Source organism: Micromonospora sp. MGP-C2 (genome assembly GCF_057766525.1).
Genome location: NZ_JBYMEN010000002.1, coordinates 4,631,482 through 4,645,854 on the forward strand (window position 1 = coordinate 4,631,482; position 14,373 = coordinate 4,645,854).

Here is a 14,373-nt window from a genome sequence, read left to right on the forward strand (position 1 = left end):
CGGCTCAGGCACCGGGGCGGAGCAGCGCCTCGGTGATCTTCTCGCAGTTCTTCATGCCGTAGTCGTAGCCCATGTCGATCGGGTACTTCACCATCACGCCCATCGTCCAGGTGTCGCCGATGGCCAGGCAGTTGATGTGCATCTCCTGCTCCCTGGTCCGGTCGATCCACCCGTTCTTGATGGCGATCTGCTTCTGCTCGGCGGCCGGGAATGCCTTGCGGATGCCGAAGTCACCGGCGCCGCGCACGAGCTTCATCTCGTTGAGCAGCCACTTGGTCCACTTCGGCCCGGCAGCGGTGCCTGTGGCGATGCAGTTGCCCAGACGGGCGGTGTCCCGGGGGGAGAGAGCCGTGCGGCTCCAACCGCGGTCGGGAGCGACGCTGCTGTCGGTCAACTTGCACATGGAGATCAGCCGCTTGATCGAGGCGTCCCGGCCGACCTGGTTGTAGAACTGTTCGGCCCGGGTGTTGTCGCTGTCCCGGATGATCCGCGTCGCGTCGGCGAGCTTCGCGTCGCTCGGCGTCTGCCCGGCGTCGGCTGCGCGACGCAGGTAGTCGGCGACGATCCACGACTTGATCATCGAGGCGGTGGTGCTGGTCTCGCCCATGTTCCTGGAGCCGATGATCTGCCCGGTCCGACGGTCCAGCACGCTCCAGGAATACCAGCCCTCGATGTCCAGGTCGAGGTCCTTGGCCGCGAACGGCAGCGGTGCCAGCGAGGGGCTGGGGCTCGGCGACGGCGGGGCCGGCTGGCGGGCGCTGCGGTCGGTGGGTTTGCCGGTGGACCGGTCGCTGGTCGTCGTGCCGGCGTTGCCCCACTTGGCGGCGGCGGACGACTCGAACGGCGACCCGGGCAGCAGCCGCAGCGACACCAGCACCAGGCCGATCAGGATGACCGCGATCGCGACCAGCCGAAGGGGGGACGCGTCAGCGCCCTCGCGCCGGGCGGCCCGACGGTTGCCGGCCATCAGAGTTTCCCGACCGGTTGCTGCGGCACCTTGAGCGCGGCACCCGGCTGCGGGGTGACCAGCTGGGTGGCCACGCTGGCACAGACCTTCGCGCCGTAGTCCAGACCGCTCTTCTGCGGGTAGCGCAGCATCACCGCGAGACTCCACTTGTCGTTGACGGCGAGGCAGTTGACGTGCCAGTTGCCGTCGTAGTTGAGCGGGGTCCACCCGTTCTTGATGCTGACCGGACCCTGACTGGTGATCGACTTGGGTAGGCCGTCGATGATCCCCCAGCGGCCGCCGCCGGACTCGGCCTTCTGGTCCTTCAAGGCGGTGGTGCCCTGAACCTGGCTCATCTCGCTGAGCACCCACTTGGTCCATTTCTCGCCGGCGGCCTTGCCGTCGGCGATGCAGTCGCCGAGCCGGACCGCGTCCCGGGGGGACATCCGGGTGAAGCTCCACCAGCCCTCGAACTTCGGCACGTTGCCGCGCTTGGTGTCGGTCAGCCCGCAGATCTTGATCGCCCGCTGGATGACCGGCCCGGGCTGCCCGTTCGGCGGAACTCGATAGGAGCCACCCGCGGCGGCATAGACCTTGTTGGCCGCGACGTCGTTGCTGTCCCGGATGGCGAGGCTGGCGGCCTTCTTCAGCGCTGCTGGCGGCTCCTTGTCACCGAGCTGCCGCAGATAGTCGGAGACGATCCACGCCTTGATCATCGACTCGGTGGAGCTGGTCGCGGTCATGTTCGGCGATCCGGAGATCGTGCCCGTCTGCCGATCCAGCAGCGCCCACGAGAAGAACTCACCCTGGAAGCTCACCGACACCGGTCCGGCCGCCAGCGTGGGCGGCGGCGGCGGGGTGGGCGCGGGCGCGGCGACGGTCGAGGCGGCACCGCCGCCTCCGCCTCCGCTGCTGTCGCCGTCGGAGAGGCGGGCGTACGCGGCGGGGACCAGTAGGACGCCGCCGAGCAGGACCGCCGTGATGGCGAGCACCATGGTCACGCGAGATCGCATGAGTGGGTGAGCTCCAGGTGTCAGGGCCGGGGGGACCGGCTTGTTGTCCGGACAAACCGGCTGATCGCCAAGGCCGGGGGAGGTGGCCTCTGTCGTACGGCGATCGTTTGAAGCCGATCGGTGTGACGGCGGAAAGTCTACGTCCGGTTGCCGGACCCGCCAGAGTCCGACACCAGGCACGCCGCCATAAAGACGCGATATGGCACCGGTATGCGGTTCTTGTGGGGATTCACCTTTGTTTCGTGGCCCAAGTCACTGCGACGTCCGGCGATCCATGTGACGCAAAGCGCTCATTCCGTTACGGATGGGATCCTCGGATTCCTGTTACACCCCCTGGTGCAACGTGGCGCAAGCTGTAACACTTAGCGTCATGTATGGCAACGACTTCTCCGCCCCGAACGGCGCCCCGGACGACGCCCCCGGCAGCGGTCTGCTGGGTGAGGTCGAGGCCGCCGAGGCCGAGCTTCGCGCGGCGGCAGCGCGCGGACGGCGTGGCGGCCCCGCGCCGGACGAGGACCTGGCGGCATACTTCGCCGAGGTCGTCGACGCCGAGCAGAAGATCGAGCCACGCGACTGGATGCCCGACGCGTACCGCCGGACGTTGATCCGGCAGATCGCCCAGCACGCCCACTCCGAGATCATCGGTATGCAGCCGGAGGGCAACTGGATCAGCCGGGCGCCGTCACTCAAGCGCAAGGCGATCCTGCTGGCCAAGGTGCAGGACGAGGCGGGCCACGGCCTCTACCTCTACGCGGCCGCCGAGACCCTCGGCATCAGCCGCGACGAGCTGGTCCGGCTGCTGCTCGACGGGCGACAGAAATACAGCTCGATCTTCAACTACCCCACCCTGAGCTGGGCCGACGTGGGCGCGATCGGTTGGCTGGTGGACGGCGCGGCGATCGTCAACCAGGTGCCGCTGTGCCGCTGCTCCTACGGCCCGTACGCCCGGGCGATGATCCGGGTCTGCAAGGAGGAGTCGTTCCACCAGCGGCAGGGCTACGAGATCCTGCACACCCTGGCGCACGGCACGCCGGGGCAGCAGGCGATGGCTCAGGACGCGGTGGACCGCTGGTGGTACCCGTCGCTGGCCATGTTCGGCCCGCCGGACGGCGACTCCACGCACTCCGGTCAGTCGATGGCCTGGAAGATCAAGCGCTTCTCGAACGACGACCTGCGGCAGCGTTTCGTCGACATGTGCGTCCAGCAGGCCGAGATCCTCGGGCTGCGCATCCCCGATCCGGACCTGCGCTGGAACGAGGAACGGCAGGCTCACGACTACACCCAGCCGGACTACGACGAGCTGATGCGGGTCATCTCCGGCGACGGGCCGTGCAACCGGGAACGGATCGCCCACCGCCGGGCCGCGCACGCCGACGGCGCATGGGTGCGGGAGGCCGCCACGGCGTACGCCGCGAAGCGGGCAGAACAGCGGGAGAAGGTAGCGGCATGACGGATCACTCGCCTCTGTGGGAGGTCTTCGTGCGGGCGCGGCGCGGGCTGTCGCACACCCACGTCGGCAGCCTGCACGCCCCCGACGCCGAGCTGGCCCTGCGCAACGCCCGGGACCTCTACACCCGCCGCCAGGAGGGCGTGTCGATCTGGGTGGTGCCGGCCGGCGCGATCACCGCGTCCAGCCCGGACGAGAAGGACGCCTTCTTCGACCCGGCCGCCGACAAGGTCTACCGCCACCCCACCTTCTACGAGGTGCCGGACGGGGTGGCCCACCTGTGAGCGAGCGAACCAGCCAGCTCAGCAACACGGCGGCGCGCAGCGAGGTGGCGGCGTGAACGGGCCCTTCGACTTCACCCTCGGCCTCGGCGACGACGCGTTGATCGCCGCGCAGCGTCTGGCCGAGTGGACCACCCGCGCGCCGGAGATGGAAGAGGACGTGGCGCTGGCCAACATCGCCCTCGACCAGCTCGGCGCGGCCCGCCTGCTGCTGTCGTACGCGGGCGAGCTGGAGAGCGCGGGCCGGGACGAGGACGCGTTGGCGTACCTGCGCGACGACCGCGAGTTCCGTAACGCGCTCCTGGTCGAGCTGCCCAACGGCGACTTCGCGGTGACGATGGCGAAGCTGTTCTTCCTGGCGGCGTACCAGTTGCCGCTGTACACGGCACTGGCCGGCTGCGCGGACGAGCGGTTGGCCGCGATCGGCGCGAAGACGCGCAAGGAGTCGGCGTACCACCTCGACCACGGCGCGCTGTGGGTGAAGCGGCTCGGCGACGGCACCGAGGAGTCGCACCGTCGCATGCAGGCCGCCGTCGACCAGGTGTGGCCGTACACCCATGAGCTGTTCGCCGCGGACCCGGCGGCGCCGGTCGACCCGGCCACCCTGCGACCGGCGTTCGACGAGACCGTCGGCTCGGTACTGGCGGAGGCGACGCTCACCCTGCCGGGAAGCGGCTGGGCGCCGGCCGGTGGACGAACCGGCGTGCACACCGAGCACCTGGCCTACCTGCTCGCCGAAATGCAGGTGCTGCACCGCGCCCACCCCGGAGCGCAGTGGTGAACCCCAGGGAGGCGGCCGCGTCGGTGGTGGACCCGGAGATCCGGGTGATCACCATCGACGAGCTGGGCATCCTGCGGGCGGTCGAGGAGGATCCGGCCAGTGGCCGGGTCACCGTCACCATCACCCCGACCTACACCGGCTGCCCGGCGATGGACGTGATCCGGGCCGACATCCGCCGCGCGCTCGCGGTCGCGGGCCACGCCGACGCCGAGGTGCGCACGGTCTTCAGCCCACCGTGGAGCACCGACTGGATCTCCGACGGTGGGCGGGCCAAGCTCGCCGCCGCCGGGATCGCCCCGCCGGCCCCGGTGCCGGCCGCCGGCGTGGTGTCGTTGACCCTCGCGGTCCGCTGCCCGCAGTGCGGTTCGCCGGAGACCGAGCAGGTCAGCCGGTTCGGCTCCACCGCGTGCAAGGCGCTGTGGCGTTGCCGTTCCTGCTCCGAACCCTTCGACCACCTGAAGGCGCTGTGACTGTCACCATCACCCGCCCGGTCCGTCGCCGGCCGGCCTTCCACCCGTTGTCGGTCGCGGCCGTCGACCGGCTCACCGACGACTCCGTGGCGGTCACGTTCGCCGTACCGGAGGAGTTGCGGGACACGTTCGCGTTCCGGGCGGGCCAGCACCTCACGGTGCGGCGGGTGGCTGAGGACGGCTCGGACGTGCGCCGGTCGTATTCGATCTGCTCCACCCCCGACGACCTGACCCGGCACGGCCGGTTGCGGATCGGGGTGCGGGAGATCCCCGGCGGCGCGTTCTCGGCGTTCGCCTGCGGGGCGCTGCGCGGCGGCGACACGGTCGAGGTGCTGCCGCCGCTGGGCACCTTCACGACGGCCTTCGCGCCGGACCGGGTGCGCCACTACGGCGCGGTCGTCGCCGGCTCCGGCATCACACCGGTGCTCGGGCTGGTCGCGACCGCCCTGGCCGTCGAGCCCGCCAGCACGTTCACCCTGGTGTACGGCAACCGCACGGCGAACACTGTGATGTTCGCCGAGGAGTTGGCCGACCTGAAGGACCGCTATCCCACCCGGCTGCACCTGGTGCACGTCCTCTCCCGGGAGCAGGGCGAGTCACCACTGCTCTCCGGGCGCATCGACGCCGAGAGGCTGGGCCGGTTGCTGGGCAGCATCGTGCCGGGCGACCTGGTCGAGGAATGGTTCCTCTGCGGCCCGTACGGCATGGTGGTCGACGTCCGCGATGTGCTGACCGCGCGCGGGCTTCCCGAGTCGGCGGTGCGTACCGAGCTGTTCCACGTCGACGCGCCGCCGGAGCCGGTCCGCCGACCCACTGACCGGGTGGGCGCCGGGGCCGAGGTGACCATCGTGCTGGACGGCCGCTCGTCGAGCTTCACGATGGGTCGCGAGGAGCGGGTGCTGGACGCCGCGCTGAAGGTGCGCGGCGAGCTGCCGTACGCCTGCAAGGGTGGTGTCTGCTCCACCTGCAAGGCGAAGGTCGTGGACGGTGCCGTCACGATGGCCCGCAACTACGCCCTGGAGCCCGACGAGCTGGCCGCCGGCTACGTCCTTACCTGCCAGTCGAGCCCGACGACCGACAGGCTCACTGTCGACTACGACGCCTGAGTCTCGTCGCTTCGGCTGATACGCGGCTCTCGGCCGTGGCGAGGGTTGGCGACCGCCTGGTCGTCAACGCCGCCGTGTCGGTGTCCGGCGCGCTCTTTCGCCGGGCCCTGTGCCGTCCGCCGGATGGTATCCGGTTTCGAATCGGTTTTCATGGTCCGAGCGGGACAGTTCCGTGATCTCCGAGGATCTATATTCCCTCTGTCGCCGCAAGGTGAATGCGCCGTCCATAGGCCCACGACGCACATGCCATGGTCCTACATGGACGGTGTCGGGGCGCCGGGACACCGGGCCCCGTGATGGAGGAGACGGGAGTCCTGATGAGACAGCTGGCACGACGACGGCGAAGAGCCCTCGTCATCGGTTTCGCCGCCGCGTTGGCGGCGGGCGCGGTCGGGTCCGCGCCGACCCGGGCCGCAAGCGGGGGTGGCCCGGTCACCGACAGCGCGTACGCCTTCACCGCGAAGGTCGCCTACGGCGACGCCCTTGCCTGTTCCGGGGCGCTGGTCGCGCCGCAGTGGGTGTTGACGGCCCGTTCCTGCGTCCCCGTGGCGGAACCGCGCTCGACCGGGGGAGCCCTCTCGCTGCCGACCACCGTGACGGTGGGCCGGTTGGATCTGACCACGAACAACGGCCGGGTGCAGCGTGCCAACCGCATCGTGCCGCACCCGGACCGGGACCTCGCGCTGATCCGGCTCACGCTGCCGGTGTTCGACGTCGCTCCGGTGGCGATCGCCACGGCGGCGCCGGTGTCGGGTGAGACGTTGCAGGCGCTCGGCTTCGGCCGCACCGCCACGGAGTGGGTGCCTGACAAGCTGCACGGCGTGCCGGTCATGGTCGGGGCCGTCTCGGCCGCCTCGATGGCGATCAGCAACGAGCCGGGTGCCGTCACCACCTGCCGGGGTGACGCCGGTGGGCCGGCGGTGCGGGTGGTGAACGGCCGTCCCGAGCTGGTGGCCGTACACGCCACCTCCTGGCAGGGCGGCTGTCTCGCCGAGACGGAGACCCGGCGGGACGCCACCGAGACCCGCGTCGACGACCTGGCCGACTGGATCCGCCAGAACACGCCCCTGAACTGTAATGCCGGTGGAGCGAGCCACGATTCGGCAGGCCAGGCCGGGGTGGTGATTCTGGGCGACTTCACCGGCGACTGCCGCAGTGACGTGCTCGCCCAGCTGGCGGACGGTCGGCTGCGGGCGTACCCGTCGAGTGGGGACATCTCGGGGACCGCTCCGCTGTTCCCAGGGCCCTATCGCGATGTCGGCACGAACTGGGGCAAGAGCAACCGGCCTCGGGTGCTCACCGGGGACTTCACCGGCGACGGCCGGACGGACATCATCGCGCAGAGCAGCAACGGCACTCTGACCGCGTTTGAGTCGACCGGCGACCTGTCCGCCGACTTCCGGCTCTTCGGCGGAAGGTCCGCGATCGTCGGCACCGCCTTCACCAGCGGCTCGATCCCCCGGCTCATCCCGGGCGACTTCGACGGCGACGGCCGAACCGACCTGATCGGTCAACTGCTCGACGGCACCTTGCGAGTCTGGATCTCCACGGGTGACCTCTCCGCCGACGCCCGCCTGTTCGGCGGAGTCACGCTGGACGTCGGCACCGGCTTCACCACCACAGCCGTGCCGCGGATCCTGACCGGTGACTTCAACGGCGACGGGCGGACCGACCTGATCGCGCAGTACGCCGACGGTTCCATGAAGGGATACCCGTCCAACGGGAACATCTCCCTGGGCTCGCGGCTCTTCCCGACGACTCTCAACGCGAAGGTGGTCGGGACCGCGTGGACGGGTTCCTCGATGCCCCGGGTCCTGCCGACAGACATCGACGGTGACGGCACCACCGACCTGGTGGCCCAGCTCGCGGACGGCCGGCTGCGGGCGTACCGGTCGTCGGGTGCGATGACCGGGGACGGGCTGCTGTTCCCGGGCCCGTACCCGTACGTGGGCACCAACTGGGGTACGACGAACCAGCCCCGCATCCTCGTGGGGGATCTCACCGGGGACGGGCGCGCCGACCTGATCGGCCAGGGCGCCAGTGGGGCCCTGCGCGGCTTCCGGTCGACTGGAGACCTCAGCGCCGACTTCAAGCTCTACGTCACCAGCACCAGTGACGTCGGCGTCGGCTGGACGACCAGCAGTATTCCGCGCATCTTCTGACCGTGGCGTGCGGCGTCGTCCGAGGGGCGACGCCGCACCGCCGGGGCTCGGCCGGCAGCGTGAACGGTGTCACAGGCGATGGCTGCCGAGGACTCAGCTCGGCAGCCATCGGCCGACCGGCCGAGCGGGCGACGTAAGCTCGGGGCGTGACGGTGAGCCGGGAGATCGACGACATCCTGCAGCGTGGCGCGGACGGCGGGCGGATCACGCCCGAGGAGGCGCTGCTGCTCTACACCGAGGCGCCCTTCCACGCGTTGGGCGAGGCGGCGGACGCGGTGCGTCGGCGGCGCTACCCCGACAACGTCGTCACGTACCTGATCGACCGCAACATCAACTACACGAACGTCTGCGTGACGGCGTGCAAGTTCTGCGCGTTCTACCGCGCTCCCAAGCACAAGGAAGGGTGGACCCACCCGACCGAGGAGATCCTGCGCCGGTGCGGCGAGGCGGTCGAGCTGGGCGCGACCCAGGTGATGCTCCAGGGCGGGCATCACCCGGACTACGGCGTGGAGTACTACGAGGAGCTGTTCTCCTCGGTCAAGCAGGCGTACCCGCAGCTGGTCATCCACTCGATCGGCCCCAGCGAGATCCTGCACATGGCGAAGGTCTCCGGTGTGAGCCTGGACGAGGCGATCGCCCGGATCAAGACCGCCGGTCTGGACTCGATCGCCGGCGCCGGCGCCGAGATGCTGCCTGAGCGACCGCGGAAGGCCATCGCGCCGCTCAAGGAGTCGGGCGAGCGCTGGCTGGAGGTCATGGAGCTGGCCCACCGGCAGGGCATCGAGTCGACCGCCACCATGATGATGGGCACCGGTGAGACGCACGCCGAGCGGATCGAGCACCTGCGCATGATCCGTGACGTGCAGGACCGCACCGGCGGTTTCCGGTCCTTCATCCCGTGGACGTACCAGCCGGAGAACAACCACCTCAAGGGCCGCACCCAGGCGACCACGCTGGAATACCTGCGGCTGGTCGCGGTGGCCCGGCTCTTCTTCGAGACCGTGCCGCACCTCCAGGCGTCCTGGCTGACCACGGGCAAGGACGTCGGGCAGCTCTCGCTGCACATGGGCGTGGACGACCTCGGCTCGATCATGCTGGAGGAGAACGTCATCTCCTCCGCCGGTGCCCGGCACCGCTCCAACCTGCACGAGCTGATCGGCATGATCCGCTCGGCGGACCGGATCCCCGCGCAGCGGGACACCCTCTACAACCGGCTCGCCGTGCACCACACGCCGGCCGACGACCCGACCGACGAGCGGGTGGTCTCACACTTCTCCTCGATCGCGCTGCCCGGTGGCGGGGCGGGCAAATCCCTGCCGCTGGTCGAGGTCAACTGACGCGGGTCGGCGTCCGGCCGTTCGGCTGACCGAGGCTCATGCTCCTGCCGGGTCGTGCCGGCGGTACGGGTGGTCCCCGTCGCCGCAGCGTCAGGCTGCCCGGTCAAGGGCTGGTGGAGATGATCGTCGACGGCTAGCGTCGCGCCTCGTATCCGTTGCCACCGTCGGCCGCCGAGAACGGCGCGACCGTGCTGGTGGCGGATGGTCTGATGGCCGTGGGCTGTCCTCCATCGGCCCGCTTGAGGGTCGTTCATATAACGCAAGGCGGTACGGGCGGGATGGGTGACCATCCCGCCCGTACCGTCTGGCCAGCTCGGGCCGGAGGGATGAAAACGCCCTCCCCAGCTGGCGTAAGAGATCGACCTTCGATAGCGTCCGCTCCGTTCCGCAACCATTCTTCTTCCCTACCCCCGGGGGACTGATGACAGCGTTCCACCGCTCGACCCTGGCGCGCGCTGGCGTTGTGGCTCTGCTCGCGACCGGTGGCCTGGCCACCGTGGCCGCCCCGGCGCAGGCCGCCGACCAGGCCGACCTTGCACTGGTGCCGCTCAGCTACGAGCTGGCCAAGGGCGTCACGCAGGCCAAGGCCAAGCCCTTCAAGTTCCTGGTCGACAACACCCGGAGCACGGTCGCCGCCAAGGGCGTCAGCTACACCGTGGACACCAGCAACCTGCGCAAGGGCCGGGTCGGGGTCTTGGTGCCCGACGGTTGCCAGGTGAAGGGAAGGACCTTCACCTGCCAGCTCGGCGACGTGCCCGCCGGCACCAGCGAAGACTTCGGCATCCCGATCTTCTCCACCGGTGGCCGCGGTGAGGCCGGCACCTTGGTGGTCACCATCAAATCGGCCACCGCCGACCCCCACCGCGAGGACAACACGGTCGAGCACGACATCACCGTCGCGAAGCCCGGCTACGACCTGACCAGCTGGGTGCAGGACGTCAACGCGAACGTGGTGGTGAACGGCGTCCAGGGCGACGACCCCAACCTCAGGCCGGTCCGGCGCGGCGAGACGGTGCCACTTGACTGGGCGGTCTACAACGACGGCAGTCAAACCGCCACCGGCCTGTCCTACCTGCTCACGCTCCCGGCCGGAGTCACCTTCGCCACCCTGCCGGACACCTGCGTCGTGCAGACCTTCGGCGGCGTCGCCCAGGCGCTCTGCCAGGACGACGGCGCGGTGATCCTGCCCGGTGAGTACTACACGGCGGACATCAAGGTGACGGTCGGCACGAACGTCACCCAGCCGGTGCTGCGTGTTGGTGAGCTGGTCGCGCATGGTCTGGACGCGGCGACGGGTCAGCCCGAGGAGGAGCCCGAGCGGGCGACCAGCGCCCAGCGGAAGGCCTTCACCGAGGTCGACGAGGGTGACAACCAGGCGATCTTCGACGTCTTCGTCGACCTGACCACCGAGCCGTCCCCGACCCCCACCGCCACCCCGACGCCCACGGCCACCCCGACCCCGACGCCCACCGCCACGCCGACGCCGGACGGCACGCCGAGCCCGAGCGGCACGACGACCCCCGGCACGACCACCTCGCCGGCCGCCGGTGGCGGTGGCGGTGGCTCCGACGACGGTGGGTTGCCGGTGACCGGTGTGCAGGTCGGCCTGATCGGCGGCATCGGCGCGATCATCCTGCTCGTGGGCGGGGCGCTGCTGGTGCTCTCCCGTCGGCGCAAGGTCGTCCTGGTCGCTCCGGGCGACGAGAAGTCGACCGACTGATGACACCGCGCCGCTGACCCGAGGCGCTTCGACACGAGGCGCAACGGCGGCGGACCTGGCACGACGCGAGGGCGGGGTGGCGACCACCCCGCCCTTTCGCGTACCCGTGCGACGGCACCGTACCCAGCTGGCGGCGCTCGTCGGCCGGCTGGCAGAGTGGAGGGGTGAGCCGTACCCCGCAGGGCCAGCGAGCCAGTCTGGACAAGCAGCCGCACGAGGTCGCCGCGATGTTCGACGGCGTGGCGGAGCGTTACGACCTGACCAACACGGTGATCTCGCTGGGTCAGGATCGTTCGTGGCGTCGCTCCACCCGGGCGGCACTGGGGCTGCGGCCGGGTGAGCGGGTGCTGGACGTGGGCGCGGGCACCGGCGTCTCGACGCGGGAGCTGGCGCAGTCCGGGGCGTACGCGGTGGGCGCCGACCTGTCGTTGGGCATGCTGTACGCCGGCAAGCGGGCCCGCCCCGAGGTGCCGCTGCTGGCCGGCGACGCGCTGCGGTTGCCGTTCGCCGATGCCAGCTTCGACGCGGTGACCATCTCCTTCGCGCTGCGCAACGTCAACGACACCGATGCGGCCCTGCGTGAGCTGGCCCGGGTCACCCGACCGGGCGGGCGACTGGTGGTCTGCGAGTTCAGCACCCCGGTCAACCCGGCCTTCCGGACGGTCTACCTGTCGTACCTGATGCGGTCGCTGCCGGTGGTCGCCCGAGCGGTGTCGAGCAACCCCGAGGCGTACGTCTATCTCGCCGAGTCGGTCCGGGCCTGGCCGGCGCAGGCCGCGCTTGCCGGGCGGATCGCCGCGGCCGGGTGGGGACGAGTGGCGTGGCGCAACCTGACCGGTGGTGTGGTTGCCCTGCATCGGGGCATCCGCGAGTAGTCTGCGATCGACACGGGACGGCACGGACATTATTCAGGTTTCGTGAATATCGGTCTTTAGTCCACTTTGCCCCGTACGCTCGATCGCATGACCGGAGCAGACCCGGCGGACCCGGTGGCCGCCACCGACGACGACGCGGCCGAACTCATCGCGCAGTTGCGCGCGTTGGCCGGAGCCGACCCGGTGGAGGTCCGGCTGGTGGTCGCCGAGGTGTTGGCGGCACTGGACCGGGCGGCGGGTGGCGCGCTCCGTGAGCATCTGCCGGAGACAATCCGGGTCGATGCGGGGCTGGACGCCTCCAGCTCGGCCTGACACCTGACTGCTGTGGACGGTCGGGGACTGTCACATCGGCGAGTTAGGTACCCCTGATCCTGCGCTGGTATGACGCCGGTCATACACTCGTCCCGTCTGGCTTGTGAAGCATTTCACGAGCGTGCGGGAGGAGGCGCGAATGACCCCGGTGGAACACGACGCCGACGTCATTGTCGTGGGCGCCGGTCCCGGTGGATCAGCTACTGCGTACCACCTGGCCCGGCACGGCGTACGGGTGCTGTTGTTGGAGAAGACCGAGTTCCCGCGGGAGAAGGTCTGCGGCGACGGGTTGACCCCGCGCGCCGTCCGTCAGCTCATCCGGATGGGTGTGGACACCTCGCCCGAGGCGGGCTGGCTGCACAACCGCGGTCTGCGCGTCATCGGTGGCGGGGTGCGCCTGGAACTGGACTGGCCGGAGCTCGCGAGCTTCCCCAACTACGGCCTGGTGCGTACGAGACTGGACTTCGACGACCTGCTCGCACGGCAGGCGGTGGCCGCCGGTGCCAAGCTGCGGACCAACGTCAACGTGCTGGGCCCGGTGCTCGACGGCGACGGCCGGGTCACCGGCGTCGAGGCGGAGGTCGGGCCGGGTAAGGAGCCGACCACCTTCCACGCCCCGCTGGTCGTCGCGGCGGACGGGGTCTCCGGCCGCTTCCCGCTCGCGCTCGGGCTGGCCAAGCGGGAGGACCGGCCGATCGGCGTGGCCGTCCGCCGCTACTACCGCTCGCCGGCCAAGCACGACGACAACTACCTGGAGTCCTGGCTGGAGTTGCGCAGCAAGGACAGCGGCGACAACCTGCTGCCCGGGTACGGCTGGATCTTCGGCCTGGGTGACGGTCGGGTCAACGTCGGTCTCGGCGTGCTCAACTCGTCCTCGGCGTTCGGCAAGACCAACTACCGCCGGCTGCTCACCGACTGGCTCGCCAACACCCCCGAGGACTGGGGGATGACCGACGAGACCAACGCCGACGGCCCGATCCTCGGCGCCGCGCTGCCGATGGGCTTCAACCGGGTGCCGCACTACACCCGTGGCGTGCTGCTGGTCGGTGACTCGGGCGGCATGGTCAACCCGTTCAACGGCGAAGGCATCGCGTACGCGATGGAGTCCGGCGAACTGGCCGCGGAGGCCATCGTCCAGGCCCTCGCCCGGCCGGCCGGCCCGGAGCGGGAGCGGGCGCTGATGGCGTACCCGAACGAGCTGAAGGCCCGACTCGGCGGTTACTACCGGTTGGGCGGCATCTTCGTGAAACTGATCGGCCGCCCGGAGATCATGCGGATCGCCACCAAACACGGCATGCCGCACCCGACGCTGATGCGTTTCGTCCTCAAGCTGTTGGCCAACCTGACCGACCCGCGTGGCGGGGACGCGATGGACCGGGTCATCAACGCGATGACGAAGGCAGCTCCAGCCGTATAAGTAGGACGGCATCGGTGCTGGTCACAGCCCCGACGCCGACAAAGATCGACCCCCGCCGACTGCCACTGCGAGGGACGTGAATAGTGTGATTTTCGTCAAGCACCGAGGGCAGGGAAGGACGAGCAGGAGAAAACGATGTCGCTCTCGCCTTACGCACCGATCATCGGGCTGTTCGCCCTCGCCGCGGCGTTCTCGCTGTTTTCCGTCGGCGCCGCCCGCTTCGCGGGTCCCCGTCGCTACAACAAGGCCAAACTCGAGGCTTACGAGTGCGGCATCGAGCCCAGCCCGCAGCCGGTCGGCGGCGGCCGGTTCCCGATCAAGTTCTACCTGACGGCGATGCTCTTCATCGTCTTCGACATCGAGATCATCTTCCTCTACCCCTGGGCGGTCTCGTTCGACGCTCTGCCGATCTTCGGCTTCGTGGAGATGGTCCTGTTCATCGTCGCGGTCTTCGTTGCGTACGCCTACGTGTGGCGGCGCGGCGGCCTGGACTGGGACTGAGGAAG

Annotated in this window: 14 protein-coding genes; 12 read left to right on the top strand and 2 right to left on the bottom strand. The window is 70.0% G+C overall.

The window, feature by feature from the left end; genetic code table 11:
• Positions 1 to 4: 4 nt before the first annotated feature.
• Together AC3CF1_RS21285 and AC3CF1_RS21290 are read right to left on the bottom strand one after the other, a co-directional pair.
• Positions 5 to 967: a serine hydrolase gene (locus AC3CF1_RS21285; protein ID WP_488451123.1), complete on the bottom strand. Its 963-nt coding sequence runs from the start codon at positions 965 to 967 to the stop codon at positions 5 to 7.
• A complete protein-coding gene (locus tag AC3CF1_RS21290; RefSeq protein ID WP_354982956.1) occupies positions 967 to 1,959 on the bottom strand; it encodes a hypothetical protein in 993 nt (330 codons plus the stop codon). Before AC3CF1_RS21290 ends, AC3CF1_RS21285 begins: the two co-directional genes overlap by 1 nt.
• Before the next feature lie 370 nt (positions 1,960 to 2,329).
• Here AC3CF1_RS21290 and paaA point away from each other — a divergent pair, with 370 nt between their 5' ends.
• From paaA to AC3CF1_RS21350, 12 genes are all read left to right on the top strand, one after another.
• Complete coding sequence (paaA, locus tag AC3CF1_RS21295; RefSeq protein WP_099849894.1) at positions 2,330 to 3,409, top strand: 1,2-phenylacetyl-CoA epoxidase subunit PaaA; 1,080 nt, start codon at positions 2,330 to 2,332, stop codon at positions 3,407 to 3,409.
• Positions 3,406 to 3,690: a 1,2-phenylacetyl-CoA epoxidase subunit PaaB gene (paaB, locus tag AC3CF1_RS21300; RefSeq protein WP_088951115.1), complete on the top strand. Its 285-nt coding sequence runs from the start codon at positions 3,406 to 3,408 to the stop codon at positions 3,688 to 3,690. Before paaA ends, paaB begins: the two co-directional genes overlap by 4 nt.
• Before the next feature lie 52 nt (positions 3,691 to 3,742).
• On the top strand, positions 3,743 to 4,468 hold the full coding sequence (paaC, locus tag AC3CF1_RS21305) for a 1,2-phenylacetyl-CoA epoxidase subunit PaaC (RefSeq protein ID WP_488451124.1): 726 nt from the start codon (positions 3,743 to 3,745) through the stop codon (positions 4,466 to 4,468).
• On the top strand, positions 4,462 to 4,938 hold the full coding sequence (gene paaD / locus AC3CF1_RS21310) for a 1,2-phenylacetyl-CoA epoxidase subunit PaaD (RefSeq protein WP_088951117.1): 477 nt from the start codon (positions 4,462 to 4,464) through the stop codon (positions 4,936 to 4,938). The genes paaC and paaD overlap by 7 nt, the downstream gene beginning before the upstream one ends.
• A complete protein-coding gene (gene paaE, locus AC3CF1_RS21315; protein WP_355160831.1) occupies positions 4,935 to 6,044 on the top strand; it encodes a 1,2-phenylacetyl-CoA epoxidase subunit PaaE in 1,110 nt (369 codons plus the stop codon). Before paaD ends, paaE begins: the two co-directional genes overlap by 4 nt.
• Positions 6,045 to 6,361: 317 nt before the next feature.
• Entirely contained in the window at positions 6,362 to 8,206 is a 1,845-nt protein-coding gene (locus AC3CF1_RS21320; RefSeq protein ID WP_328849243.1) for an FG-GAP-like repeat-containing protein, read from the top strand.
• Between the two features lie 146 nt (positions 8,207 to 8,352).
• The gene (gene mqnC / locus AC3CF1_RS21325) at positions 8,353 to 9,543 is read left to right on the top strand and encodes a cyclic dehypoxanthinyl futalosine synthase (protein WP_088951121.1); all 1,191 of its coding nucleotides are present in this window, start codon (positions 8,353 to 8,355) and stop codon (positions 9,541 to 9,543) included.
• A gap of 421 nt (positions 9,544 to 9,964) precedes the next feature.
• Positions 9,965 to 11,263, top strand: coding sequence for a cell wall anchor protein (locus tag AC3CF1_RS21330; RefSeq protein ID WP_488451125.1), 1,299 nt, complete (start codon positions 9,965 to 9,967; stop codon positions 11,261 to 11,263).
• Between the two features lie 164 nt (positions 11,264 to 11,427).
• A complete protein-coding gene (locus AC3CF1_RS21335; RefSeq protein ID WP_088951123.1) occupies positions 11,428 to 12,138 on the top strand; it encodes a demethylmenaquinone methyltransferase in 711 nt (236 codons plus the stop codon).
• An 87-nt stretch (positions 12,139 to 12,225) separates the two neighbouring features.
• Positions 12,226 to 12,450, top strand: a complete 225-nt coding sequence (locus AC3CF1_RS21340) for a hypothetical protein (RefSeq protein WP_088951124.1) — start codon at positions 12,226 to 12,228, stop codon at positions 12,448 to 12,450.
• Positions 12,451 to 12,589: 139 nt separating this feature from the next.
• Positions 12,590 to 13,867, top strand: coding sequence for a geranylgeranyl reductase family protein (locus tag AC3CF1_RS21345; RefSeq protein WP_088951125.1), 1,278 nt, complete (start codon positions 12,590 to 12,592; stop codon positions 13,865 to 13,867).
• 135 nt (positions 13,868 to 14,002) lie between these two features.
• Positions 14,003 to 14,368, top strand: coding sequence for an NADH-quinone oxidoreductase subunit A (locus AC3CF1_RS21350; protein ID WP_007454588.1), 366 nt, complete (start codon positions 14,003 to 14,005; stop codon positions 14,366 to 14,368).
• The last annotated feature ends 5 nt before the right edge of the window (positions 14,369 to 14,373 follow it).